The 24,064-nt window shown below is 60.1% G+C and carries 24 protein-coding genes; 13 read left to right on the top strand and 11 right to left on the bottom strand.

Translation table 11 applies throughout. The annotated features are described in order from the left end of the window. Nucleotides 1–45: 45 nt before the first annotated feature. Nucleotides 46–765, bottom strand: a complete 720-nt coding sequence (locus tag JFT86_RS06495; protein ID WP_201236186.1) for a response regulator transcription factor — start codon at nucleotides 763–765, stop codon at nucleotides 46–48. A gap of 183 nt (nucleotides 766–948) precedes the next feature. Between JFT86_RS06495 and JFT86_RS06490 the strand changes: the two genes are divergently transcribed. Next, a complete protein-coding gene (locus JFT86_RS06490; protein ID WP_201236185.1) occupies nucleotides 949–2,481 on the top strand; it encodes a HAMP domain-containing sensor histidine kinase in 1,533 nt (510 codons plus the stop codon). Nucleotides 2,482–2,649: 168 nt separating this feature from the next. Here JFT86_RS06490 and JFT86_RS06485 read toward each other — a convergent pair whose 3' ends face one another. From JFT86_RS06485 to glyQ, 4 genes are all read right to left on the bottom strand, one after another. Next, on the bottom strand, nucleotides 2,650–3,429 hold the full coding sequence (locus JFT86_RS06485; protein ID WP_201236184.1) for a lysophospholipid acyltransferase family protein: 780 nt from the start codon (nucleotides 3,427–3,429) through the stop codon (nucleotides 2,650–2,652). 83 nt (nucleotides 3,430–3,512) lie between these two features. Next, on the bottom strand, nucleotides 3,513–4,052 hold the full coding sequence (gene gmhB / locus JFT86_RS06480; protein WP_201236183.1) for a D-glycero-beta-D-manno-heptose 1,7-bisphosphate 7-phosphatase: 540 nt from the start codon (nucleotides 4,050–4,052) through the stop codon (nucleotides 3,513–3,515). A 4-nt stretch (nucleotides 4,053–4,056) separates the two neighbouring features. Beyond that, nucleotides 4,057–6,111, bottom strand: a complete 2,055-nt coding sequence (gene glyS, locus JFT86_RS06475; RefSeq protein ID WP_201236182.1) for a glycine--tRNA ligase subunit beta — start codon at nucleotides 6,109–6,111, stop codon at nucleotides 4,057–4,059. After that, nucleotides 6,108–7,061: a glycine--tRNA ligase subunit alpha gene (gene glyQ / locus JFT86_RS06470; RefSeq protein ID WP_025112261.1), complete on the bottom strand. Its 954-nt coding sequence runs from the start codon at nucleotides 7,059–7,061 to the stop codon at nucleotides 6,108–6,110. Before glyQ ends, glyS begins: the two co-directional genes overlap by 4 nt. Before the next feature lie 81 nt (nucleotides 7,062–7,142). Between glyQ and JFT86_RS06465 the strand changes: the two genes are divergently transcribed. From JFT86_RS06465 to JFT86_RS06455, 3 genes are all read left to right on the top strand, one after another. Next, nucleotides 7,143–7,700 (top strand): DNA-3-methyladenine glycosylase I, encoded by a 558-nt coding sequence (locus tag JFT86_RS06465; RefSeq protein ID WP_201236181.1) that lies wholly within the window; start codon nucleotides 7,143–7,145, stop codon nucleotides 7,698–7,700. 40 nt (nucleotides 7,701–7,740) lie between these two features. Continuing rightward, nucleotides 7,741–8,628, top strand: a complete 888-nt coding sequence (locus JFT86_RS06460; protein ID WP_064389687.1) for a lysophospholipid acyltransferase — start codon at nucleotides 7,741–7,743, stop codon at nucleotides 8,626–8,628. Between the two features lie 123 nt (nucleotides 8,629–8,751). Beyond that, on the top strand, nucleotides 8,752–8,991 hold the full coding sequence (locus JFT86_RS06455; RefSeq protein ID WP_201236180.1) for a PilZ domain-containing protein: 240 nt from the start codon (nucleotides 8,752–8,754) through the stop codon (nucleotides 8,989–8,991). Between the two features lies 1 nt (nucleotide 8,992). On the opposite strand, the gene JFT86_RS06450 is transcribed toward JFT86_RS06455, so the two are convergent. The 5 genes from JFT86_RS06450 to def all read right to left on the bottom strand — a co-directional run bounded on the left by JFT86_RS06450 (nucleotide 8,993) and on the right by def (nucleotide 13,688). Then, nucleotides 8,993–9,307, bottom strand: coding sequence for a tetratricopeptide repeat protein (locus tag JFT86_RS06450; RefSeq protein ID WP_201236179.1), 315 nt, complete (start codon nucleotides 9,305–9,307; stop codon nucleotides 8,993–8,995). A 151-nt stretch (nucleotides 9,308–9,458) separates the two neighbouring features. Then, nucleotides 9,459–10,835, bottom strand: coding sequence for a Trk system potassium transporter TrkA (trkA, locus tag JFT86_RS06445; protein ID WP_123454924.1), 1,377 nt, complete (start codon nucleotides 10,833–10,835; stop codon nucleotides 9,459–9,461). 22 nt (nucleotides 10,836–10,857) lie between these two features. Next, nucleotides 10,858–12,168: a 16S rRNA (cytosine(967)-C(5))-methyltransferase RsmB gene (gene rsmB / locus JFT86_RS06440; protein WP_201236178.1), complete on the bottom strand. Its 1,311-nt coding sequence runs from the start codon at nucleotides 12,166–12,168 to the stop codon at nucleotides 10,858–10,860. Continuing rightward, a complete protein-coding gene (fmt, locus tag JFT86_RS06435; RefSeq protein WP_201236177.1) occupies nucleotides 12,165–13,124 on the bottom strand; it encodes a methionyl-tRNA formyltransferase in 960 nt (319 codons plus the stop codon). The genes rsmB and fmt overlap by 4 nt, the downstream gene beginning before the upstream one ends. Before the next feature lie 57 nt (nucleotides 13,125–13,181). Beyond that, nucleotides 13,182–13,688, bottom strand: a complete 507-nt coding sequence (def, locus tag JFT86_RS06430; RefSeq protein ID WP_150603671.1) for a peptide deformylase — start codon at nucleotides 13,686–13,688, stop codon at nucleotides 13,182–13,184. A 158-nt stretch (nucleotides 13,689–13,846) separates the two neighbouring features. Here def and JFT86_RS06425 point away from each other — a divergent pair, with 158 nt between their 5' ends. The 8 genes from JFT86_RS06425 to JFT86_RS06390 all read left to right on the top strand — a co-directional run bounded on the left by JFT86_RS06425 (nucleotide 13,847) and on the right by JFT86_RS06390 (nucleotide 21,997). Next, nucleotides 13,847–14,872 carry a LysM domain-containing protein gene (locus tag JFT86_RS06425; protein ID WP_201236176.1) on the top strand — a complete coding sequence of 342 codons (1,026 nt, stop codon included), beginning with the start codon at nucleotides 13,847–13,849 and terminating at the stop codon, nucleotides 14,870–14,872. An 80-nt stretch (nucleotides 14,873–14,952) separates the two neighbouring features. Further along, nucleotides 14,953–16,053, top strand: coding sequence for a DNA-processing protein DprA (gene dprA / locus JFT86_RS06420; RefSeq protein WP_201236175.1), 1,101 nt, complete (start codon nucleotides 14,953–14,955; stop codon nucleotides 16,051–16,053). A 55-nt stretch (nucleotides 16,054–16,108) separates the two neighbouring features. Then, nucleotides 16,109–16,666 (top strand): L-threonylcarbamoyladenylate synthase, encoded by a 558-nt coding sequence (locus tag JFT86_RS06415; RefSeq protein WP_201236174.1) that lies wholly within the window; start codon nucleotides 16,109–16,111, stop codon nucleotides 16,664–16,666. 458 nt (nucleotides 16,667–17,124) lie between these two features. Further along, on the top strand, nucleotides 17,125–17,607 hold the full coding sequence (locus JFT86_RS06410; RefSeq protein ID WP_242489219.1) for a hypothetical protein: 483 nt from the start codon (nucleotides 17,125–17,127) through the stop codon (nucleotides 17,605–17,607). Continuing rightward, nucleotides 17,585–18,319 carry an iron-containing redox enzyme family protein gene (locus JFT86_RS06405; RefSeq protein WP_201231820.1) on the top strand — a complete coding sequence of 245 codons (735 nt, stop codon included), beginning with the start codon at nucleotides 17,585–17,587 and terminating at the stop codon, nucleotides 18,317–18,319. The genes JFT86_RS06410 and JFT86_RS06405 overlap by 23 nt, the downstream gene beginning before the upstream one ends. A 42-nt stretch (nucleotides 18,320–18,361) precedes the next feature. Then, nucleotides 18,362–19,456, top strand: a complete 1,095-nt coding sequence (locus JFT86_RS06400; RefSeq protein WP_201236173.1) for a DUF3419 family protein — start codon at nucleotides 18,362–18,364, stop codon at nucleotides 19,454–19,456. Continuing rightward, nucleotides 19,453–20,718, top strand: coding sequence for an aminotransferase class I/II-fold pyridoxal phosphate-dependent enzyme (locus JFT86_RS06395; RefSeq protein ID WP_201236172.1), 1,266 nt, complete (start codon nucleotides 19,453–19,455; stop codon nucleotides 20,716–20,718). The genes JFT86_RS06400 and JFT86_RS06395 overlap by 4 nt, the downstream gene beginning before the upstream one ends. After that, a complete protein-coding gene (locus JFT86_RS06390) occupies nucleotides 20,711–21,997 on the top strand; it encodes an AMP-binding protein (protein ID WP_242489221.1) in 1,287 nt (428 codons plus the stop codon). The genes JFT86_RS06395 and JFT86_RS06390 overlap by 8 nt, the downstream gene beginning before the upstream one ends. A 7-nt stretch (nucleotides 21,998–22,004) precedes the next feature. On the opposite strand, the gene JFT86_RS06385 is transcribed toward JFT86_RS06390, so the two are convergent. Further along, on the bottom strand, nucleotides 22,005–22,982 hold the full coding sequence (locus JFT86_RS06385) for an NADPH:quinone reductase (protein WP_201236171.1): 978 nt from the start codon (nucleotides 22,980–22,982) through the stop codon (nucleotides 22,005–22,007). Between the two features lie 162 nt (nucleotides 22,983–23,144). On the opposite strand from JFT86_RS06385, the gene hemF reads away from it, so the two are divergent. Further along, nucleotides 23,145–24,059 (top strand): oxygen-dependent coproporphyrinogen oxidase, encoded by a 915-nt coding sequence (gene hemF, locus JFT86_RS06380; RefSeq protein ID WP_201236170.1) that lies wholly within the window; start codon nucleotides 23,145–23,147, stop codon nucleotides 24,057–24,059. Nucleotides 24,060–24,064 lie beyond the last annotated feature (5 nt).

Here is a 24,064-nt window from a genome sequence, read left to right as displayed (position 1 = left end):
ATTGATCTTGTGCAGGAGCTGCCGAAGGCTGCGATCTTTTGATCTTTATTCCTGTGCAGTCGCCACACTCTCCAACCGATACCCGTACCCATAAATCGTCAGCAACTGCCATCCACGATCGGCCGTCAGCCCCAGCTTGTTACGCAGCCGGTAGATATGCGTATCCAGCGGCCGTGACGAGGCCATTTCTTCGTGGGGCCAGAAGCGCTCATACAGATAATCCCGCGACAGAGGTCGACCAAGGTTGCTGAACAGGCAGCGCGCCAACCGATATTCACGCTCGGTCATGACGATGGGTTTGCCCTCACGGGTGACGGTCAGCTCGGCATCGTCGAACGTCAGGTCATTGAAGCTGAGTACCTCGGTGGCGGCGCTGCGTGGCTGACTGTGTCGACGTAATACGGCGGCGACCCGCGCTTTCAACTCATTGGGCCGGAACGGTTTACTCACGTAGTCGTCGGCGCCGGCGTTCAGGGCCTGGACGATATCGCTTTCGCCATCACGACTGGTCAGCATGATCGCAGCGGGAGGCGCTTCCATGTGTTCGCGGGTCCAGCGCAGCAATGCCAGACCGGTGAGATCCGGCAATTGCCAGTCGAGGATCAGCAGGTCGAAGGTTTCCCGGCGCAGTTGTCGCAGCAGGTCTTCGCCAAGCTCGAAGCTGTGCAGCGACCATGGCTGTTCGGAGGCATCGGCCATTTGCTGCAGGGTCTGCTCGACCCGGCGCAGTTCGGCGGGTTCGTCGTCCAGTATCGCAACGCGCATACGCGGTGGTTCCTTGTCGCTGGGGGCATTTGGCCGTAAACCTTAGTCGCCCGGCCATTGCCTTGAAAGTAAGCGGCCCGCCGTTGGTCGACGTCCGCTATGATTCTTCGGGTCATGTCTCAGACCTGTGGCCCATGAATCCATTCACATTGCCCTGCCCTTTTTCCCATGCCAGCTGTTCAGATGAGTAGCGAGCGCCGGCGCGAAAGCCGTGAGCCAAGCCAGGTGCAGCGACTGTTCCGCCGGTTGGTGCGCGAGTGGTTGTGGATAAGTCTAGTGCTGTTACCGCTGACTGCGCTGTTGTCGTACCGAGCGCAGGTCAATCTGCATGACGCGTCACCGGGGCTGGGCGCATTGCTTTCCGTGAGTTTGGTGACGTGCGTTCTCGGGCTACTGTTATGGCGCCCGCGTCTGGCACTTTGGGTGACGCTGATCGGTATGGCTTGTGTGTTGCTGACCAGCGCGGGATTGGCGGAGATGCGGCGCTGGTGGTCGCCGACGCCAGCCGTGCTGGGCATGCTGTTCGGCTACTTGATCTGGAACTGGCGGCGCCTCAGCGTCGTGCTGACCTATTTCGGCTGGGAGTTGGCACGGCTGGACAATGAACCGAAAGTTTTCCCGGAACGCCGTCGCGCGCAGTTCACTGGTGCTGATCGTCTGCAGGGACAGATCATGGCGCTTGAACAAGCGATGAGCCGCACCCGCGATACTCGGCGTTTTATCGCTGATGGCCTGGAATATCTACCGGTAGCCACGCTGATCAGCGACCCCAAAGGGCAGATTCTGCTGGGCAATCGCAAAGCGCGGAATCTATTCGATAGTGCTCTGGTGGGCGACGATGTGCTCGATCAACTGGCGCAACTCGGCTACCCCGAATTGTCCACAGCTCCCCGCCCGCCGTTATCCGCCCTGCCCCTGCTGGAGTTCCGCGATCACAAGGAACGTAGCTTGCGTCTGGAGCGCGCCGCGCTGTTGCCGGTCGACGGTGACACGCCCATTGGCTGGTTGCTGAGTCTGACCGACCTCAGTGCCGAACGCGCGGCCGAAGAGCAGCGCAGCGTTTTGCTGCGCTTTCTTTCCCATGATTTGCGCGCCCCCCATTCGGCAATCCTCGCCTTGCTGGATGTCCATCGCCATCAGGCTGGCGCGGATGCGCCGCTGTTCGAACAGATCGAACGCCAAGTGCGCCGCGCACTGTCGCTGACCGATGGATTCGTATTGCTGGCGCGGGCGGAGTCCGAGACTTACCAGTTTCAGCCAAGCCTGTTTGCGATGTTGGTGCTCGATGTGCTGGATCAGGCCTTGCCGATCGCCCAACAGAAAAGCATCGAAATGCTGCACGACATGGACGAACCCTCTCAAGAGCGCCTGGTGCTGGCTGATCAAGGATTGCTGACCCGGGCGCTGTTCAATCTGCTGGAAAACGCGATCAAGTACAGCGGACCTCACACCACGATTCATTTGCAGGTCCGTTGCCATGGCGAGGTGTTGCGGGTGGAACTGAGCGATCAGGGCAAAGGCATTGCCGCCGAAGAACTGCCTGATCTGTTTATTCAATACCGGCGGTTTTCCTCGGCCCAAGGCATCGATGGTGTCGGGTTGGGCCTGTCGATGGTCAAAGCAGTGGTCGATCACCATGGCGGCCGGATCGAGTGCCGCAGCGTAGTCGATCAAGGCACAACGTTTGTACTTGAGCTACCTTTGATTGCCGAGTAATCAGGCATAAAAAAACCGGCTATATCAGCCGGTTTTTTTACTTCCGAAAAAAACTTATGCACCTTTTACGGTGTTTTATGAGCTTGAGAAATATATAAATAAATCAATCACTTAATATAAAGATTCAAGCCTTTTCAACAAAACCGTACACAGGTTATCCACAAAATCTCAGACAGCCACCTGATCACTTGCAGCCGGCGCTTGTGGTGCGGGTGGCAGAGAACCCATTTCGCGTTGGGTCTTCTCGTTCCAGGCCTGCACCCGGTCGTTCAGCTCGGCGATAGCGCGAGGCCCAGTGCCTTCGGCGTACATCGGTTCACCGATGACCACGGTGATCACCCCGGACTTCTTGCCCCAACCGATTTTCGGCCAGAACTTGCCGGCATTGTGTGCAATCGGTAATACCGGAAGCGCCGCATTCACCGCCAATGCGCTGCCACTACGCGAGAACTTGCCGACAGTGCCATAAGGCACGCGTGTGCCTTCGGGGAAAATCAGTACCCAAACGTTGTCCTTGAGTAGCTCATCACCCTTTGCCGCCACCTGTTTGAGCGCAGCTTTCGGATTGTCGCGATCAATCGCGATCGGTCGCAGCATGGCCATGGCCCAGCCAAAAAACGGCACATAGAGCAATTCGCGCTTGAGCACCTGGCTCAACGGCGAGAAATAAGCGGAGAGAAAAAACGTCTCCCAAGTGCTCTGGTGGTTCGACTGAATCACGCAGGGCCGGTCAGGCACGTTTTCCGCGCCTTTGATTTCGTAACGGATACCGAGGAACACCTTGGTCAACCACAAGGCGCAACGGCACCAGTACACGTTGATAAAACGATATCGCGCCTTGAACGGCAGAAAGGGCGCGATGAAAAAGCTCAGGCTGCACCACAACAAGGACGTGGTGCCCAGCAGCAGGTAAAAGAGAAAAATTCTGATGGCCCGCAGTATCGACATGGCGACGTTTACCGTTACGGGGCAATGCCCGACTGTTCAAGCGCACTCCCGATCAATCCCTGGTCAGGAATTTCAGAAGTACTCTAGTTGTGGATAAGTTCTGCGGCAATCGCCGCCAGATCGTCAAAAATCAGAGTGCCAACCGGCAGGGTTTTGCCCTGAGTCTTTGCGCCTTTTCCGGTCTTTACCAAAACTGGCTGTGAATCGACGGCTTTGGCGGCCTCCAGGTCACCAAGGCTGTCGCCGACGAACCAGACATTCGTCAGCGCCACGTTGTAATGCCCGGCGATGGTTTTCAACATGCCCGGTTTCGGTTTGCGGCAATCGCAACCCTCGTCCGGCCCATGCGGGCAGTACACGATCAGCCCGACTTCACCGCCCTGCTCCGCCACCAGTTCGCGCAGGCGCGCGTGCATGGCGTCGAGGGTGGCGAGGTCGTAATAGCCGCGAGCAATGCCCGACTGGTTGGTGGCGACTGCCACCGTCCAGCCGGCCTTGCTCAACTGCGCAATCGCCTCGATCGAGCCGGGCAACGGAATCCACTCCGCGACTGACTTGATGTAAGCGTCGGAGTCGTAATTGATCACTCCGTCCCGATCGAGAATCAGCAGTTTCAACAGCAATCCCTCAACCCAGCAGCGAAATGTCTGCGACACCGAGGAACAAGCCACGCAGACGCGCCAGCAGCGCGTAACGGTTGGCCCGTACATTGGCGTCGTCGGCATTGACCATCACCGCGTCGAAGAACGCGTCGACCGGCTCGCGCAATGCTGCGAGGCGCGCCAGCGATTCGTTGTACTGACGCGCTGCGGCCATAGGCTGCACCGCCTGATCCGCTTGCTGGATCGCCGAGTACAGCGAGAACTCGTTGGCGTTGTCGAAGTATTTGGCTTCAACCACGGTTGGCACCGAGCCTTCGACCTTGCTCAACAGGTTCGATACACGCTTGTTCACCGCCGCCAGCGCTGCCGCTTCCGGCAGTTTGCGGAAGGCTTGCACCGCTTGCACACGCTGGTCGAAGTCCAGCGCCGAACCTGGTTTCAGGGCACGAACCGACAGGTAAGTGGCGACATCGACGCCTTCGTCTTCGTAACGTGCACGCAGACGGTCGAAGATGAACTCCAACACCGCTTCGTTGAGACCGGCAGCCTTGACCTTGGCACCGAACGCATTCACGGCGAAAGCTACGGCGTCGTTCAGGTCCAGATCGAGTTTCTTCTCGATCAGAATGCGCAGCACACCCAGTGCTGCACGGCGCAGGGCGTACGGGTCTTTGCTGCCGGTTGGCAGCATGCCGATACCGAAAATACCGACCAGGGTGTCGAGCTTGTCAGCGATGGCGACGGCCGCACCAGTCAGGGTGGCAGGCAGTTCAGCACCGGCACCGCGTGGCATGTACTGCTCGTTCAGCGCCAGCGCGACGTCTTCCGGCTCGCCGTCATTGAGGGCGTAGTAGTAACCGGCAACACCTTGCATCTCCGGGAACTCGCCAACCATTTCGGTGGCCAGGTCACATTTCGACAGCAAGCCTGCGCGGGCAGCCCACGAGGCGTTGCCGCCGATGCGTGCGGCGATGTACGCAGCCAGTCGGGATACGCGCTCGGCCTTGTCGTAGACGCTGCCGAGTTTTTCCTGGAACACCACGTTCTGCAGGCGATCGTTGAAGGCTTCGAGCTTCTGCTTCTTGTCTTGCTTGAAGAAGAACTCAGCGTCGGTCAGACGTGGGCGAACCACTTTCTCGTTACCGGCGATGATCTGCTGCGGGTCTTTGCTTTCGATGTTGGCCACAGTGATGAAACGTGGCAGCAACTTGCCGTCGGCATCCAGCAGGCAGAAGTACTTCTGGTTGTCCTGCATGGTGGTGATCAGTGCTTCTTGCGGCACGTCGAGGAAGCGTTCCTCGAACGAGCACACCAGCGGCACCGGCCATTCGACCAGCGCGGTCACTTCGTCGAGCAGCGCTGGTGGAACGATCGCCGTGCCTTCCTGACGGGTGGCCAGTTCTTCGGTGCGCTTGCTGATGATTTCGCGACGCTCGTTGGCGTCGGCCAGCACATAAGCGGCACGCAGGTCGGACAGGTAGCTCGACGGCGAACCGATGCGCACGTTTTCCGGGTGATGGAAACGGTGACCACGGGAGTCACGGCCAGCCTTCTGCGCGAGGATCGTGCAGTCGATGACCTGGTCACCGAGCAGCATTACCAGCCATTGGGTCGGACGTACGAACTCTTCCTTGCGCGCACCCCAACGCATGCGTTTCGGGATCGGCAGGTCGTTCAGCGAATCTTCGACGATAGTCGGCAGCAGGCTCGCAGTCGGCTTGCCGGCGATGCTTTGGCTGTAGCGCAGTTTCGGACCGCTCTGGTCGATTTCGCTCAGCTCGACGCCGCACTTCTTGGCGAAGCCCAGTGCCGCTTGGGTCGGGTTGCCTTCAGCGTCGAACGCCGCCTGACGTGGCGGGCCGTCGAGGTTGATGCTGCGATCCGGCTGCTGGGTGGCCAGTGCCGTGATCAGCACAGCCAGACGACGCGGTGCGGCGTAGACGGTTTTGGTCTCGTAGCTCAGGCCAGCGGCTTGCAGGCCCTTGTCGATACCGGCGAGGAACGCTTCAGCCAAAGTGTTCAGGGCTTTCGGTGGCAGTTCTTCGGTGCCCAGTTCAACCAGAAAATCTTGCGCACTCATTGTGCAGCCTCCAGCTTGGCCAGTACTTCGTCACGCAGGTCCGGGGTTGCCATCGGGAAGCCCAGCTTGGCGCGCGCCAGCAGGTAGGCTTGCGCAACGGAACGCGCCAGGGTGCGCACGCGCAGAATGTATTGCTGACGCGCGGTTACCGAGATCGCCCGGCGTGCATCCAGCAGGTTGAAGGTGTGCGAGGCCTTCAGGACCATCTCATAGCTCGGCAACGGCAGCGGCTGGTCGAGCTCGATCAGGCGCTTGGCTTCGCTTTCATAGAAGTCGAACAGTTCGAACAGCTTGTCGACGTTGGCGTGTTCGAAGTTGTAAGTGGACTGCTCCACTTCGTTCTGGTGGAACACGTCGCCGTAGGTGACTTTGCCCATCGGACCGTCCGCCCAGACCAGGTCGTAGACCGAGTCCACGCCCTGCAGGTACATGGCCAGACGCTCGAGACCGTAGGTGATCTCGCCAGTCACCGGGTAGCACTCGATGCCGCCCGCTTGCTGGAAGTAAGTGAACTGCGTCACTTCCATACCGTTCAGCCAGACTTCCCAGCCCAGACCCCAGGCGCCGAGGGTCGGCGATTCCCAGTTGTCTTCGACGAAGCGAATGTCGTGGACCAGCGGGTCCAGACCGACATGCTTGAGGGAGCCCAGGTACAGTTCCTGGAAGTTGTCCGGGTTCGGCTTCAGGACTACCTGGAACTGGTAGTAGTGCTGCAGACGGTTCGGGTTTTCGCCGTAGCGGCCGTCAGTCGGACGGCGGCTTGGCTGCACGTAGGCGGCGTTCCAGGTTTCCGGGCCGATGGCGCGCAGGAATGTCGCGGTGTGGAAAGTGCCGGCGCCTACTTCCATATCGTAGGGCTGAAGTACCACACAACCTTGCTCGGCCCAGTATTGCTGGAGCGCGAGGATCAAGTCTTGGAAGGTACGCACGGCTGGCGTAGGCTGGCTCACGAAATTCACCTGTTTCTTGGGCTGCGATTTAAAGAGCGGGAGTATACCCGATTCAGTCGCACCTCCACCCCCTGGAGCCTTATGCCACGCTGCTTTTGGTGTACCGAAGATCCGCTGTACATGGCTTATCACGATCAGGAGTGGGGCACGCCGCTACGCGATGCGCAGGGTTTGTTCGAGTTGCTTTTGCTCGAAGGGTTCCAGGCCGGGCTGTCGTGGATCACCGTGCTGCGTAAACGCGAGCGTTATCGCGAGGTGTTGTTCGGCTTCGACGTACAGCGCGTGGCGCAGATGAGCGACGCTGAAATCGATGAGTTGATGCTCGATCCGGGGATCATCCGCAACCGTCTCAAACTCAACGCCGCCCGCCGTAATGCCCAGGCCTGGCTGGCGCTGGAGGATCCGGTGGCGTTCCTCTGGTCGTTCGTCGGCGACCAACCGATCATCAATCATTTCAAGGATCGCAGCGAAGTCCCGGCGATCACTCCCGAAGCGCTGGCGATGAGCAAAGGCCTGAAAAAGGCCGGGTTCACGTTCGTCGGACCGACCATTTGCTACGCGCTGATGCAGGCCTCGGGCATGGTCATGGATCACACCCGTGACTGCGACCGCTACGCGCAGCTCGTCAACGGCGGTTAGAATGGCCGCCTCGCGCACAGCACAAGATCAGGAGTGACCTGTGGAAAAGTTTAAAGGCGCCTTGCTGGTAGGCGCTCTGCGGCTGTTTGCCCTGCTGCCATGGCGGGCCGTGCAGGCCGTGGGTTCGGCGATTGGCTGGATCATGTGGAAAACCCCCAACCGATCCCGCGACGTGGTGCGGATCAACCTTGCCAAATGTTTTCCACAAATGGACCCGGCCGAGCGTGAGCGTCTGGTCGGGCAGAGCCTGAAAGACATCGGCAAGTCGCTGACCGAAAGCGCCTGCGCGTGGATCTGGCCAGCCCAGCGCTCCATCGACCTGGTGCGCGAAGTCGAAGGCCTCGACATTCTCAAGGATGCGTTGGCCTCGGGCAAGGGCGTGGTCGGCATCACCAGCCACCTCGGCAACTGGGAAGTGCTCAACCACTTCTATTGCAGCCAGTGCAAACCGATCATTTTCTATCGCCCGCCCAAGCTCAAGGCTGTGGATGAATTGCTGCGCAAACAGCGCGTGCAACTGGGCAACAAAGTCGCCGCGTCGACCAAGGAAGGCATTCTCAGCGTCATCAAGGAAGTGCGCAAAGGTGGTGCAGTGGGCATTCCCGCTGACCCGGAACCGGCCGAATCCGCCGGGATCTTCGTGCCGTTCTTCGCCACCCAGGCGCTGACCAGCAAATTTGTGCCGAACATGTTGGCCGGTGGCAAAGCGGTCGGCGTGTTCCTCCATGCACTGCGCCTGCCCGACGGTTCTGGCTACAAAGTGATCCTCGAAGCGGCGCCCGAGGCCATGTACAGCACCGATACCGCCGAGTCTTGCGCGGCGATGAGCAAAGTGGTCGAACGCTATGTGGCGGCGTATCCAAGCCAGTACATGTGGAGCATGAAGCGCTTCAAGAAACGCCCGCCGGGCGAAGAACGCTGGTACTGAAGAAGTTGGCACATTCTGTGGATAACTTGTAGGAGCTGCCGAAGGTTCGGGCCGCGATCGGACGATCTCTTGATCTGGCTTCTACGGTTATCCACAACTTCGTTCATTCAAGGGCGCATGAAGATGTCCGAACAACGCAAATCCTTCCGCATCAAGATCACCCACGACAGCTTCGGCGAATGCCTCGGCCAGACGCGCAATCTGTCGCCCACCGGGGTGTATGTGCAGCACCCGCGCCTGGCGTCGTTGCCCAAAGGCGCGGTGGTGTATGGCCAAGTGCAGGATTTACCCACAGGCGCGCCACGGGTGCGGATGGAAGTGGTGACGGTGGATGCCGACGGCATCGGTCTTCGCTACCTTTGATTTACTGCGCCTGACGCTCGAGCTTCTTCAGAAACACAGTCATTTCCTTCTCGGCCTGTTTGTCGCCATGGGCACGGGCCGCTTCCAGACCTTGCTCCCATGCCTGCCGCGCAGCGGCATGATCGCCCAGTGCCAGTTGCGCCTTGCCCAACAGTTTCCATGCCGCTGAATACTTCGGATCGAAACCGACGCAGCGCTGGAAATGCTCGGCAGCCTTGGCGTTTTCGCCCAGGTCCAGATAACCCTTGCCGAGGCCGAAGCGCAGCAGGGAGTTATCCACACCCTTGGCGAGCATTTTTTCCAGGGATTCGAGCATGGTGGATTCCTTGAGTGAGGTGGGTCAGGGAGAAGTCTTGCTTTGGGATACCGCTATCGCGAGCAGGCTCACTCCTACAGTGAGAACGCATTTCAAATGTAGGAGTGAGCCTGCTCGCGATGACGCCAGTCTGGTCACCCGATAATCCGGGTCAGAAGAAGCTCAACCCCACATGAAACAGCTTCTCCACATCGCGGATATGTTTTTTATCCACAAGGAACAGAATCACATGGTCGCCCGCTTCGATCACGGTGTCGTCATGGGCGATGATCACCTGTTCATTGCGGATGACTGCGCCGATCGTGGTACCCGGCGGCAAACCGATCTTCTCGATGGGCTTGCCGATGACCTTGCTCGATTTCGCATCACCGTGGGCAATCGCCTCGATGGCCTCCGCCGCACCGCGGCGCAATGAGTGCACGCTGACGATATCGCCACGCCGCACGTGGGCCAGCAAGGTGCCGATGGTCGCCAGTTGCGGGCTGATGGCGATGTCGATGTCGCCGCCCTGGATCAGGTCGACGTAGGCCGGGTTGTTGATGATCGTCATGACCTTCTTCGCCCCCAGCCGTTTCGCCAGCAACGACGACATGATGTTGGCTTCGTCATCGTTGGTCAGCGCGAGGAAGATGTCGGCATCGGCGATGTTTTCTTCCAGCAGCAGATCGCGATCCGAGGCGCTGCCCTGCAATACCACGGTGCTGTCGAGGGTATCGGAGAGATAGCGGCAACGTGCCGGGTTCATCTCGATGATCTTCACTTGGTAGCGGCTTTCGATGGCCTCGGCCAGACGTTCGCCGATCTGCCCGCCGCCAGCGATGACGATGCGCTTGTAGGTCTCGTCGAGACGACGCATTTCGCTCATCACCGCGCGAATATTCTCACGGGCAGCGATGAAGAAGACTTCGTCATCGGCCTCGATCACGGTGTCGCCCTGCGGCAGGATCGGCCGGTCACGACGGAAAATCGCGGCGACGCGGGTTTCCACATTCGGCATGTGTTCGCGCAGCTGGCGCAGTTGCTGGCCCACCAGCGGACCGCCGTAATAGGCGCGCACTGCCACCAGTTGCGCCGCGCCTTCGGCGAAATCGATCACTTGCAAGGCGCCGGGATGCTGGATCAGGCGCTTGATGTAGTTGGTGACCACTTGCTCGGGGCTGATCAGCACGTCGACCGGAATCGCTTCGTTCTGGAACAGTTGTTCTTCGCGATTGAGGTAGGACGCCTCGCGCACCCGGGCGATCTTGGTCGGCGTGTGGAAAAGTGTGTGAGCGACCTGGCAGGCGACCATGTTGGTTTCGTCGCTGTTGGTCACCGCGACCAGCATGTCGGCGTCGTCGGCGCCGGCCTGACGCAGTACCGACGGCAGCGAGCCACGGCCCTGCACGGTACGGATGTCGAGACGGTCGCCGAGGTCGCGCAGGCGCTCGCTGTCGGTGTCGACCACCGTGATGTCATTGGCTTCACTGGCCAGATGTTCGGCCAGCGAACCGCCGACCTGCCCTGCACCGAGGATGATGATTTTCATCCAGTCACTCCATTGAATCCGTTTAGCCGCGCGCGGCAGCGATCTTGATCAGCTTGGCGTAGTAGAACCCGTCATGCCCGCCTTGCTGGGCCAGCAATTGGCGACCGTGGGGCTGTTTGATCCCGGCAGTCGTGGCTAGATCCAGCTCCCGGGCACCCGGCGTGCGCTCAAGGAATGCGGCAATCACCTCGGTGTTTTCGGTCGGCAGCGTCGAGCAGGTGGCGTAGAGCAGGATGCCGCCCACTTCGAGGGTTTTCCACATGGCGTCGAGCAGCTCGCCTTGCAGTTGCGCGAGGGCGACGATGTCGTCCGGCTGGCGGGTCAGCTTGATGTCCGGGTGACGGCGAATCACGCCGGTGGCCGAGCACGGCGCGTCGAGCAGAATGCGCTGGAACGGTTTGCCATCCCACCACTTTTCGGTATCGCGACCGTCGGCAGCGATCAGTTCGGCGTTGAGGCCGAGGCGCTCAAGGTTTTCTTTCACCCGAACCAGACGTTTGGCTTCCAGGTCCACCGCGACCACGCCGGCCAAGGCCGGTTCGGCTTCAAGGATGTGGCAGGTCTTGCCGCCGGGGGCGCAGCAGGCGTCGAGCACGCGTTGGCCCGGTGCCAGATCAAGCAGATCAGCGGCCAGTTGCGCGGCTTCGTCCTGCACGCTGATCCAGCCTTCGGCGAAACCCGGCAGGCTGCGCACGTCGGTGGCGGCTTCGAGGATGATGCCGTCGCGGCTGTAAATGCACGGCGTTGCGGCGATCCCGGCGTCAGTCAGCAGACCAAGGTAGGCGTCGCGGCTGTGATGGCGGCGGTTGACCCGCAGGATCATCGGCGGATGCGCGTTGTTCGCCTCGCAGATGGCTTCCCACTGTTCCGGCCAGAAGGTTTTCAGGGATTTTTGCAACCAGCGCGGGTGGGCGGTGCGTACCACCGGGTCGCGCTCCAGCTCGGCGAAAATCGCTTCGCTTTCGCGCTGGGCGTTACGCAGTACGGCATTGAGCAGGCCTTTGGCCCAGGGCTTTTTCAGCTTGTCGGCGCAACCGACGGTTTCGCCGATGGCGGCGTGGGCCGGCACGCGGGTGTAGAGCAATTGGTAGAGACCGACCAGCAGCAACGCCTCGACATCGGCGTCGGCGGCTTTGAACGGTTTCTGCAGGAGTTTTTCCGCCAGCGCTGACAGACGCGGCTGCCAGCGTGCAGTACCGAAGGCCAGATCCTGAGTGAAGCCGCGATCGCGATCCTCGACCTTGTCCAGTTGCGTCGGCAGGGAGCTGTTCAGCGAGGCTTTGCCGCTGAGGACGGCGGCGAGTGCCTTGGCGGCGGCCAGACGCGGATTCATTGCGCGTCCACCGCTGCGCCGAGGACGGTGCCCGCGGCGAATTTCTCGCGACGGCTGTTGAACAGGTCGCTGAAGTTCAGCGCCTTGCCGCCCGGCAATTGCAGGCGGGTCAGGCACAGTGCCTGCTCACCGCAGGCGACGATCAGGCCGTCCTTGCTGGCGCTGAGGATGGTGCCCGGCGCGCCGTTGCCGTCGGCGAGGGTTGCCGCCAGCACTTTCAACGCTTCACCGTTGAGGGTGCTGTGGGTGATCGGCCATGGATTGAAAGCGCGGACAAGGCGTTCCAGCTCAACCGCCGGACGGTTCCAGTTGATGCGGGCCTCGTCCTTGTTCAATTTGTGCGCGTAAGTGGCGAGCTCGTCATTCTGCACTTCGCCTTCCAGCGTCCCGGCGGCCAGGCCGGCAATTGCTTGCACCACGGCCGGCGGGCCCATTTCGGCGAGACGATCATGCAGCGTACCGCCCGTGTCTTCGGCAATGATCGGGGTGACGACCTTGAGCAGCATCGGCCCGGTGTCGAGACCGGCCTCCATGCGCATCACGGTCACGCCGCTTTCGGCATCACCGTGTTCCACGGCGCGCTGGATCGGCGCCGCACCGCGCCAGCGTGGCAGCAACGAGGCGTGGCTGTTGATGCAGCCCAGACGCGGAATATCCAGCACCGCTTGCGGCAGGATCAGGCCATAGGCGACCACCACCATCAAGTCCGGCTTCAATGCGGCCAGTTCAGCCTGCGCGTCAGTGTTGCGCAGCGTCGGTGGCTGCAACACCTGGATATTATTTTCCAGCGCCAGTTGTTTAACCGGGCTCGGCATCAGTTTTTGCCCGCGACCGGCCGGACGATCCGGTTGGGTGTAGACCGCAACGATCTCGTAAGGGCTGCTCAACAGGGCCTTGAGGTGTTCGGCGGCGAATTCCGGGGTGCCGGCAAAAACGATGCGCAGTGGCTCAGTCATTCAGGGAGTCTCATAAAAAGAAAAAGGCTTGCCGCAGCAAGCCTTTGAAGGAGGGCATCAAGCGTTCTGGCGATGCAGCTTTTCCAGTTTCTTCTTGATCCGGTCGCGTTTGAGCGTGGACAGGTAATCGACGAACAATTTGCCGTTGAGGTGGTCGCATTCATGCTGGATGCACACTGCGAGCAGGCCTTCGGCGATCAGTTCATAGGGCTTGCCGTCGCGGTCCAGCGCCTTGATCCTGACTTTCTGCGGGCGGTCGACGTTTTCGTAGAAGCCCGGTACCGAGAGGCAGCCTTCCTGATACTGGTCCATCTCTTCGGTCAGCGATTCGAACTCGGGGTTGATGAACACCCGGGGTTCGGTGCGGTCTTCGGAAAGGTCCATCACGACGATACGTTTGTGCACGTTGACCTGGGTCGCGGCGAGGCCGATGCCCGGCGCTTCATACATTGTTTCAAACATGTCATCGACCAACTGACGCACTTCGTCGTCCACTACAGCCACAGGCTTGGCGATAGTACGCAGACGCGGGTCCGGAAATTCGAGGATGTTTAAAATGGCCATAGGCTGATTGCTGCACGTATTGAGTAAAGTCGGGTCGATGGCCTGGCAGGTCCGAAGATGCAGGCTACCGTTGTGAAGCGTAGCTGCTGCAATTGCAGGAGCGAGCCACGGGGGCTCTGACGATTCACGCGAGTGCACATGATAAAGGGATTCACTGCATGAGGAAAACACTACTCGCCCTGCTGCTGTTGGCTTCGGCTGGCGCTGCGCAAGGGCAAGTGCAACTCAGGGATGGTTTTCCACAGCAATACACGGTGGTTTCGGGGGACACGCTCTGGGACATTTCCGGCAAATACCTGCGCGAGCCCTGGCAATGGCCACAACTGTGGCGGGCCAACCCGCAGATCGAAAACCCCAACCTGATCTATCCCGGCGACACGCTGACGCTCAGTTACGTCAATGGTGAACCGCGCCTGACCGTCAATCGCGGCGAGTCGCGCGGCACCATCAAGCTGTCACCACGCATCCGCACCAGCCCGGTGGCCGAGGCGATTCCGAGCATTCCGCTGAAGTCGATCAACAGCTTTCTGCTGAGCAATCGTATCGTCGACAAGGTCGAGGATTTCGACAAGGCGCCGTACATCGTCGCCGGCGATGCCGAACGGGTGCTCAGCGGCACCGGCGACCGGATCTTCGCTCGCGGCCATTTCGACCCGAATCAGCCGGTGTACGGGATCTTCCGCCAGGGCAAGGTCTACACCGATCCGCAGACCCGGGAATTTCTCGGGATCAACGCCGATGACATCGGCGGCGGTGAGATCGTCGCTACCGAAGGCGATGTCGCCACTCTCGCCCTGCAACGCACCACCCAGGAAGTGCGCCTCGGCGACCGCTTGTTCAGCGGCGAGGAGCGCTCGATCAATTCGACGTTCATGCCCAGCGCGCCGACCAGCGATATCAATGGTGTGATCATCGACGTGCCGCGCGGCGTCACCCAGATCGGCGTGATGGACGTGGTCACCCTGAACAAGGGTAAACGCGACGGTCTTGCCGAGGGCAATGTCCTGGTGGTCATGAAGACCGGGGAAACCGTGCGCGACCGGGTCACGGGTCAACCGCTGAAAATCCCCGACGAACGGGCAGGATTGCTGATGGTGTTCCGCACTTACGACAAACTCAGTTACGGCCTCGTTCTCAATGCATCGCGCTCGCTGGCGGTGCTCGACAAGGTGCGAAATCCGTAAGCAAGCTTCACAAGTTACCAACAGAGTTATCCACAGCTTGTTCCGAATAGTTCGGGACTTATAACGATCAAGGATGATCCATGACGCTGTCTGTCTGTACGCCGGTTTCCCCTGCGGAACTGGAAGCGCGCCTGCGCCTGCACCGCCTGCCGGAAATTGGGCCGAAACGGTTTGCCAAATTGCTCGAAGCCTTTGGCTCGGCGTCAAAAGCCATCAGCGCGCCGGCGAGCGCCTGGCGCTCGCTCGGTTTACCGGCGGCGTCAGCCGAAGCGCGGCGCAGCCCCGAAGTGCGCGACGGTGCCAGCCACGCAATGCGCTGGCTAGAGCGGCCGGGACAACATTTATTGATGTGGGATCAGGCGGATTATCCGGCGCTGCTGGCGCAGATTGCCGATCCGCCACCGCTATTGTTCGTGGCCGGAGATCCGCTGATTCTGGAGAAACCGCAACTGGCAATGGTGGGCAGCCGCCGTGCATCGCGACCGGGAATGGACACCGCTGCAGCGTTTTCCCGCAGCTTGGCCGGAGCCGGTTTTGTCATCACCAGCGGTCTGGCCCTGGGCATTGATGCTGCGGCGCATCAGGCGGCGCTGGATGTCGGCGGGCTCACGGTCGGTGTGTTGGGCACCGGTCTGGAAAAGTTTTATCCACAGCGCAATCGGCGGCTGGCTGACGCGATGATTGCCTCTGGCAGCGCGGTGCTTTCGGAGTTTCCGCTGGACGCCGGTCCCACTGCGAGCAACTTTCCGCGACGCAACCGGATCATCAGTGGTTTGTCCCTGGGTGTGCTGGTGGTTGAGGCAAGTGTTGCCAGTGGGTCGTTGATCACCGCACGCTTGGCGGCCGAACAGGGGCGCGAGGTTTACGCTATTCCCGGCTCGATCCATCACCCCGGCGCGCGCGGTTGTCATCAATTGATTCGCGACGGTGCGGTGCTGGTGGAAACCATCGAACATATCCTCGAAGCCCTGCGTGGCTGGCAGCATCTGCCGCACTGCGCAGACACGCCGAAACCCGAGCATCCGTTGCTTGCTCTGCTTCATGCGGCGCCGCACACCAGTGAGGCATTGGCCGACAGCAGTGGCTGGGCGTTGCCCAAAGTCCTGGCGGCCCTCACCGAGCTGGAAATGGATGGCCGCGCCGTGAGTGAAAATGGCCGCTGGTTTGCGCGGGTGAGCTAGGTTTTACAAGGAAGATCGGTAAACTGCGCGAAACCTGTTTGCGGAGAGTTTTTTCATGGTCAACAGTTGGCGTGTGCAACAAGCCGCACGAGAGATTCGCGCCGGGGCGGTGATTGCCTATCCAACCGAAGCCGTCTGGGGGCTGGGTTGCGACCCGTGGAACGAAGACGCGGTGGATCGGCTGCTGGCGATCAAGAATCGCTCGGTCGACAAGGGACTGATTCTGGTCGCCGACAACATTCGCCAGTTCGACTTCCTGTTCGAAGACTTCCCGCAAGAGTGGCTCGACCGCATGGCCAGCACCTGGCCGGGGCCGAACACCTGGCTGGTGCCGCATCAGAACCTGCTGCCGGAGTGGGTCACCGGGGTGCACGATACCGTGGCGCTGCGGGTCAGTGATCACCCGCAGGTGCGTGACTTGTGCTCGATGGTCGGGCCATTGATCTCGACGTCGGCCAACCCGCAGGGCCGGCCGGCGGCGCGCACGCGGTTGCGGGTCGAGCAGTATTTTCGCGGACAGGTCGATTTGATCCTCGGTGGCGAGTTGGGCGGTCGCAAGAACCCCAGCGTCATCCGTGATCTGGCCTCCGGCAATGTCATTCGCCCCGACTGACATCACTTCGAACTTCATCTATTGAATACTCCTCGGCTTGTATGGCGAGGAGTACTACACATGCCTGCGATTTATCCTTCAAGTCATTAACCAAGTTCAACAACTTTGTTTTTTGTTCATTGCTGTTCGCGTAAGAATAATCGGTAAGTATTCATTTTCAGTAACTTTTCCCACGTAATTATCAGAAGTCACGCAGTGGCGATATTTCCAAAAGCATCCATTATTCAAATGCGCCAAGGAAACTTCGATAAGTTAACGTCTGCGGAGAAAGAATGGATACTACGGATTTGCAACTCATGGATTATCTGCAGTCACTTCAGGCAACCCTGAGCAGTCGCCATGAAGATTGCCGCGTTGTTATTCTTGAAGCGGGTTCAGACACGCAAGAGTTTGAACGATTTATTGGCCGGCAGTTTCGCCTTCGATTGCAACATTACATGCTGACATCCCGAGCCCGGATGCTTGAAAAACGGCTGGGAATAACGTCACGCAGCACGCACTTCCTGCTTTATCAGCATGACCATCTGGTGGCGGTATTGAGGGTAACGCCTGCGCCATTCGAGTGGGCGTCACTGGCGCATCGGCAGGTTTCTCCCACCGTGGCGTTGTCGCGCCATGTCGAGTTCAGTCGCTTGATTACTCACTCGCGCAATCATCTACCCGTGCCGATCAACTGCCTGCTGGCAGCCGCCACAGCGTGGGCGATCAAGCAGGGCTATCAAGGCGTCACGGCGCTATGCCGAACGCCGCAACGGCGACTGTTCCAACGATTCGGCCTGACACCGATCACCTCCGACGCCCTGCAAATCGAGCAACGCGCTCGCGGTGGCTACTGGCTGCTGTCCGCGCAATGGCAGCAGATCCTTGCGGCAGTACAACAACCTGATCACTCCACCGTCGACCAACCGGAGCACCACGATGAATGCGCCACTCAGTTTTGAACAACAGTTGATCCTGCTTGATCAGCGAATCGAAAAATCCTGGGCCGAGATACTCGACAGTTCACGCTTGGTAAAAGCCATACGTGAAGGCAAAGTGTCCAAGGCTTTATATGCGATCTACATGATCGAGACCTTTCACTACACCGCGCACAATGCGCGAAATCAGGGCCTGGTCGGTGTGCGTCATGCCGATAATCCGGTCTATGCAAAATTCTGTTTTGAACACGCGGCACAGGAAGTCGGTCATGAAAAAATGGCATTGCATGATGTCCTGAGTCTTGGCCTGAAGAATGAAAGCTTCGATATACCCCCGGCACTTCCAGCAACTGAGGTGTTGATTGCTTATCTATATTGGATATCGTTCACTGGTAATCCGCTACAGCGTCTGGGATACAGTTATTGGGCGGAAAATGCCTATCAATTCATTACTCCGCTTATCAATAAGTTGAGCGAAACACTGTCATTGAAACCGGCTCAATTAACATTCTTCGTTGCCCACTCCGATATTGATGTCGAGCACTTCAACGAAATAAAACTGATCCTGCAGCGCACTTGTAAACGCCAGTGCGACTGGGACGCCATTGCCAATGTGATGGAAACCAGCTTGCGCCTGACCGGCAACATGCTTGAAGCCGTTTATGAGCAATATGAGGCCTGGCAAAACGACCTCGCGCCGCGTTATGACTTTCTCCATGCATTGGCCGACTCATGAGGGTTTCACGGCGATTTCTCCAGTGGGTGCAGGGAGGCAGGCATGGCTGACTACTTCCAGCAACTGAACTACGCACTGGGGGATGAAGACACCGCGCTGGAATACGCGATCCTGCCGGCGCGTGCCAGGCACGTGATAGGTGTTGCCGGGAGTGGCGGACGGCTTTTGCCGCTGTTGGCCCGCAGTCCGACGCGCATGACCTGCACCGATATCAGCGCGCCGCAACTGGCGTTTACGCGGTTGCGATTCGCCCTGCTGGAGCAGACCGACCACGAAACGTTCATGGATTTCATGGGGTACCGGGCGGGGACTCAGGTATCACGACGCCAATCCATCCTGCAGCAACTCGACGTACCGCGGGCTGATCGGCGTTGGCTGGCGGAGTTTTTCCAGGCCCGTCAATGGCAAGCGCCGATCTACATGGGGGCTTTCGAGCAGACCTTGCAGCGGTTGGCGAAGGTCAACCGACTGTTGACCGGCAAGGCGGGTCGGGAGATTTTTCAGTGCAGGGACCTTGACGAGCAAACCAGCTATTACCGCAGCCGTTTTCCTCTGAAGCGTTGGCGGGCGTTGATTGCGTTGTTGGGCAACGCAGCGGTGCTCAACTCGCTACTGTACAAGGGTTCGTTTCCCCGCAACAACCTGGGGATCAATTCTCGCGAGGTGTACCTGGGGATTTTCCACTCCCTGTTCACCACGCAAGTTGTGCGTGAGAGTTTTTTCCTGCAAATGCTGTTTTTCGGTGAGCTGCGCGACCCGCAGGGCTTCCCACTGGAGTGCGAGCCGAAGATTTTCGACAAGGCCCGAGAAGCTCTTCAGCAGTGCGAATTAAGGGTGGTGCAGGCTGACATTCTCGAGTGTGCCGCCAGCCACACGGACATCGATTTCGTCTCGCTCTCGGACGTGCCCTCCTTCATGCCCAAGGCCACTGGCGCCAGCGTTTTGCAGCGCCTGCGCCCGTCGCTTGCCGAGGCGGCGCTGACGGTCATCCGTGGCCATTTGCATGTTGTCCGACCCGATTGTGCAGGTTTCTGCGATACCACCGCCGAGTACCAGGCCGCGATCGCACGAGAAAAAACCCAACTCTGGCGTGTGCAGGTCTATCGCCGGACATCTCCTTTGCAGGCATCCCGATGAATACTCAGCAACCGACCGTCAATTGGGTGAAACACCGTGTCCGTCAGGCGCGCGATGATCAGCAGCAGTTATTCGACGCCGGGCTAAATGGTTTGAAACTGGCAAGGCGCGAGGGCAAGCATATTGAATTGAGCAGCGGCGAGCGACTGACCGAGTTTCTCTCATGCTCCTATCTGGGGCTGGAATACGACCCACGTCTGGTTCAAGGCGCGGTGGAGGCTGTCGAATCATTCGGCGTGCAATTCGCTGCCGCGCGAACCCGGGCGCTGCTGCCGCCAATGCGTGAACTGGATGAGCTGTTGAACCAGATATTTCAGGGGCACACGGTCACCTTCAACTCGGTGGGCAGTGCGCATCTCGGCTGCCTGCCGCTACTGGGGTCAGGCGAATTGCCGTCCTATCCATTGCGTCGCGGCCCGAGCTGGATCGTCGACCGCGCGGCTCATGCCTCGATGCAAGTGCTGCAAGGGATTCTGTGGCAGTTCGGCCCCGTCCAGCGTTGTGATTGCAGCGTCGTGGAGCAAGTTGAACAGGCATGCTCCACGGCAGTCGCGGCTGGCCATACACCGATCATCCTGACCGACAGCATTGGCTCGATGCGCGGCCTGTACCCGATCAATCGACTGTTACAGCTGGCGGAGCGCTTTGAAGGCTATCTGTATGCGGATGATGCCCACGGCACTTCGATACATGGGGCTGCCGGGGGAGGATATGCGCTCGTCGCTGCTGATGAGCGACTGCGCAACCGCTTGATCCTTTTGTCCTCATTGTCCAAGGCGTTTGGTGCGACCGGAGGGGCGATCACCGTGCTCACGGCGGGCGATGCCGAGATGATACGGCGTCATGCGTCGACCTATACCTTCGGCGGGCCACTGTCGATGGGCGGGGTCGGCGCGGCAGTCGCCTCCGGGAAAATCCATCTTTCACCGGAGATCGGTGAGTTACAGGCGGCGCTGTGGCGAAATACTGCCTTGATCGACGGATTGCTCGGGCCGGTTCTTGGCAATCATGACGTCGCCTCACCGATCCGTTTTGTCCGCGTCGGTGCCGAGCGCGATGCGATCAGCCTGGCGCTGTACCTGCGGCGACAGGCCATCGCCGTCACCACCGCGTTGTTTCCGGTGGTCGCCAAAGGCGAAGCAATGCTGCGCCTGGCCATCAGCGCGAATCACAGCCAGGCGCAGTTGCAGAGTCTGGCCAATGCCGTCACGGGCGGTTTTGCCGAACTGGGCATTCGTCAGCAAGGGGCTGGTGATGAATGACGACGCGAACCAGGCCTTTGCCCGCAAACTGACTCACGCGCGGTCACTGCCGTGGTTCTGCGCATTGTGTCCACAGATCCTGCATGTGCAGAGCCTGGAGGATCTGCATCGATTGCCGATTCAAGCCGTGGAGGACGAGCATGGCGGTGTGCTGTTCTCCGAGCTTGGCGAGGCCTCGCACCGTGCGCCGGGTGGCGGGCTGACCCTGACGTCGGGAGGGAGCACGGGCAACCGTAAACACATCACCCATTCCTGGGCATTCAACGCGAGCATTGTGCCGTTGGGCGCGAGGATGTTTGGCGTGGCGGATGAACGCCCCGGGGTGGTCATCAACTGCCTGACTGCCGGCGAGATGCAGGGCGCTTTTCAGTACGCCGCGTCCATCGTCCAGCACATCGGTGCGCGCCTGTTGCCTGCCGGTTCGTTGATGGGGGTTCAGCGGATCGCCGAGCTGATTCAGTCGCAAGCGGCCGATGCGTTGATGTGCACCCCGTCCTTCGCGGCTGCTCTGTTCAACCATGACGATATCGATGCAGAGCAATTGACGAGTCTGCGATGGCTCTACTACATCGGGGAGCCGTGCAGGCAGCCGCTGCGCGATCAACTGGGGCGGGACTGGCCCGCGATAAATCTGCGGTCGCTGGGCTACAGCTCCACGGAGACCGGGCCCATCGGTTTTCAGTGTGCTCATCTTGAACACGGTTTGTATCATCTGCACGCCGACGCGATGCTGCTTGAGGTGGTTGATCCACAGACGCTGCAAGCGGTGGCCGAAGGTGCAAGCGGTGAGTTTCTGTTGACGCCGTTGCTGCCCGACCATGTGCCGCTGTTGCGATATCGGATTGGTGATCGTGGCCGAGTGCTGCGTAATGCGACGAATTGCGCCTGTGGCAGTGCGCTGCCCGTGCTGCAACTCGAGGGGCGGGTCGAAACAACGATAAAACTGGGCGGCGCGATCGTCACGCAACGGCAGGTCATGAGCGTACTCGCCCAGGCGTTGCCTGACCTAGACACTACCGACGTTCAGGTACAGATCAATCGGCAGGTCAACGGTGTCCGCATGCGACTGGTCATTGCTCAGGACAAACTGCCAGCCGGTGTAGAAGTCGCCCTCGAACAGGCGCTGCGAAGCGAAGCGCAAGCCAGCGCTCTGCTCAGATTGCCCGGAGTATTGGGATTGCGGGTACAGCGTCTTGACCGCAGTAGCTTCGAAACAACCTTTGCCGGCAAGACGCCGTTTTTTATCGAGCTGGGCGTTACCCCGGACTCACCGGGGTAACGTCGTGTCACGGCAGCAGAATGGTCGAGCCGGTGGTGCGTCGGGCCGACAACTCGGTCTGCGCCTTTGCTGCTTCAGCCAGTGGATAACGCTGGCTGATATCAACCTTGAGCTTGCCGCTGATGATCATTTCGAACAGCTCATCGGCCATGCGCTGCAGGTTTTCGGCGTTGTTGGCGTAGGTCGCCAGGGTCGGACGAGTCACGTAGAGCGAGCCCTTCGCCGAGAGGATGCCCAGATTCACACCGTCCACTGCACCGGAGGCATTACCGAAGCTGACGACCAGGCCTCGCGGCGACACGCTGTCGAGCGAAGTCAGCCAGGTGTCCTTGCCGACGCCATCGTAGACCACGGGGACTTTCTTGCCGTCGGTCAGCTCCAGCACGCGTTCAGCCACATTTTCGTGACTGTAGTCGATGGTTGCCCAGGCACCGTTGGCCTTGGCCAGGTCGGCTTTTTCTTTCGAGCTTACGGTGCCGATCAACTTCACGCCCAACGCCCTGGCCCATTGGCAGGCCAGCGAGCCGACGCCCCCGGCCGCGGCGTGGAACAGAATGGTTTCGCCACCCTTGAGTTCATAGGTCTGGCGCAGCAGGTATTGCACGGTGAGGCCCTTGAGCATCACCCCGGCGGCGGTTTCAAAACTGATTGCGTCCGGCAGCTTCACCAGGTTGGCTTCAGGCAAAACGTGCAACTCGCTGTAGGCGCCCAGCGGGCCACTGCCGTACGCCACGCGATCACCAACCTTGAACCGGGTGACCTCGCTGCCAACCTCATCGACAACCCCTGCGCCTTCTGCGCCCAGACCGGACGGCAAGGCTGGCGGCGCGTACAGGCCGCTGCGGAAATAGGTGTCGATGAAATTCAGGCCGATGGCCTTGTTGGCCACGCGCACTTGGTTGGGGCCGGGTGCGGCGGGTTCGTAGTCAACATATTCGAGCACTTCGGGGCCGCCGTGGGCGCGGAACTGGATACGCTTTGCCATCTGCCTGCTCTCCTTGGGTCTTTCGTAAGCCCCCTATCCAACTCCCATGCTTGATCTTCGTCAACTGCGGCGCGCCGGTTTGCGGTGGTATGCTACGCGCCCATTTGCGTCGACCCCCGCCTGCGGGGCGCCGCGTAGTGATGCCCGATTCAAGGTGAAGCCATGACGACCCGCACCGACGCCGTAAAGGCCTATCTGCTCGACCTGCAAGACCGCATCTGCACCGCACTCGAAAACGAGGACGGCGGCACGCGCTTCGTCGAAGACGCCTGGGCCCGGCCGGCCGGCGGTGGCGGTCGCACCCGCGTGATCGAGAACGGCACGCTGATCGAAAAGGGCGGCGTCAACTTTTCCCACGTCTTCGGCAGCGGCCTGCCGCCGTCGGCCAGTGCTCATCGCCCGGAACTGGCTGGTCGCGGCTTCGAAGCCCTCGGTGTGTCGCTGGTGATTCACCCGCACAATCCGCATGTGCCAACGTCCCACGCCAACGTGCGCTTTTTCATCGCCGAGAAGGAAGGTGAAGAGCCGGTCTGGTGGTTTGGCGGCGGCTTCGACCTGACCCCGTATTACGGCAATGAAGAAGACTGCATCCACTGGCACCGAGTCGCCGAGCAGGCCTGCGCGCCGTTCGGCCCAGACGTGTATCCGCGCTACAAGGCGTGGTGCGACACCTACTTTCACATCAAGCATCGCCACGAACCGCGCGGCATCGGCGGGCTGTTCTTCGATGACCTGAACGAGTGGGAGTTCGACACCAGTTTCGCGTTCATGCGTGCCATCGGTGATGCCTACATCGACGCATATCTGCCGATCGTGCAGCGGCGCAAGAATGATCCGTTCAGCGCCCAGCAGCGCGAGTTCCAGGAATTCCGTCGTGGCCGTTACGTCGAGTTCAACCTGGTTTACGACCGGGGTACGCTGTTCGGTCTGCAATCGGGCGGGCGCACCGAGTCGATCCTCATGTCGCTGCCGCCGCAAGTGCGTTGGGGCTATGACTGGAAGGCCGAGCCTGGCAGTGAAGAGGCGCGCCTGACCGAGTACTACCTGCAAGACCGCGACTGGCTGGCCCAGGCCTGAGGACA

Origin of the sequence: Pseudomonas sp. TH06, from assembly GCF_016651305.1 — a bacterium.
GTDB lineage: Bacteria > Pseudomonadota > Gammaproteobacteria > Pseudomonadales > Pseudomonadaceae > Aquipseudomonas.
This window is presented reverse-complemented; position numbering and strand designations above follow the sequence as displayed.

Coding starts and splice junctions, on each gene's coding strand:
- def (WP_150603671.1), bottom strand. CDS start 13,688: ATGGCCATTTTAAACATCCTCGAATTTCCGGACCCGCGTCTGCGTACT.
- JFT86_RS06385 (WP_201236171.1), bottom strand. CDS start 22,982: ATGGCAAAGCGTATCCAGTTCCGCGCCCACGGCGGCCCCGAAGTGCTC.
- JFT86_RS06400 (WP_201236173.1), top strand. CDS start 18,362: ATGGCTGACTACTTCCAGCAACTGAACTACGCACTGGGGGATGAAGAC.
- JFT86_RS06465 (WP_201236181.1), top strand. CDS start 7,143: ATGCCACGCTGCTTTTGGTGTACCGAAGATCCGCTGTACATGGCTTAT.
- JFT86_RS06450 (WP_201236179.1), bottom strand. CDS start 9,307: ATGCTCGAATCCCTGGAAAAAATGCTCGCCAAGGGTGTGGATAACTCC.
- dprA (WP_201236175.1), top strand. CDS start 14,953: ATGACGCTGTCTGTCTGTACGCCGGTTTCCCCTGCGGAACTGGAAGCG.
- glyS (WP_201236182.1), bottom strand. CDS start 6,111: ATGAGTGCGCAAGATTTTCTGGTTGAACTGGGCACCGAAGAACTGCCA.
- JFT86_RS06415 (WP_201236174.1), top strand. CDS start 16,109: ATGGTCAACAGTTGGCGTGTGCAACAAGCCGCACGAGAGATTCGCGCC.
- trkA (WP_123454924.1), bottom strand. CDS start 10,835: ATGAAAATCATCATCCTCGGTGCAGGGCAGGTCGGCGGTTCGCTGGCC.
- JFT86_RS06490 (WP_201236185.1), top strand. CDS start 949: ATGAGTAGCGAGCGCCGGCGCGAAAGCCGTGAGCCAAGCCAGGTGCAG.
- JFT86_RS06410 (WP_242489219.1), top strand. CDS start 17,125: ATGCTTGAAAAACGGCTGGGAATAACGTCACGCAGCACGCACTTCCTG.
- JFT86_RS06405 (WP_201231820.1), top strand. CDS start 17,585: ATGAATGCGCCACTCAGTTTTGAACAACAGTTGATCCTGCTTGATCAG.
- JFT86_RS06485 (WP_201236184.1), bottom strand. CDS start 3,429: ATGTCGATACTGCGGGCCATCAGAATTTTTCTCTTTTACCTGCTGCTG.
- JFT86_RS06425 (WP_201236176.1), top strand. CDS start 13,847: ATGAGGAAAACACTACTCGCCCTGCTGCTGTTGGCTTCGGCTGGCGCT.
- JFT86_RS06395 (WP_201236172.1), top strand. CDS start 19,453: ATGAATACTCAGCAACCGACCGTCAATTGGGTGAAACACCGTGTCCGT.
- JFT86_RS06455 (WP_201236180.1), top strand. CDS start 8,752: ATGTCCGAACAACGCAAATCCTTCCGCATCAAGATCACCCACGACAGC.
- JFT86_RS06495 (WP_201236186.1), bottom strand. CDS start 765: ATGCGCGTTGCGATACTGGACGACGAACCCGCCGAACTGCGCCGGGTC.
- fmt (WP_201236177.1), bottom strand. CDS start 13,124: ATGACTGAGCCACTGCGCATCGTTTTTGCCGGCACCCCGGAATTCGCC.
- hemF (WP_201236170.1), top strand. CDS start 23,145: ATGACGACCCGCACCGACGCCGTAAAGGCCTATCTGCTCGACCTGCAA.
- rsmB (WP_201236178.1), bottom strand. CDS start 12,168: ATGAATCCGCGTCTGGCCGCCGCCAAGGCACTCGCCGCCGTCCTCAGC.
- JFT86_RS06390 (WP_242489221.1), top strand. CDS start 20,711: ATGAATGACGACGCGAACCAGGCCTTTGCCCGCAAACTGACTCACGCG.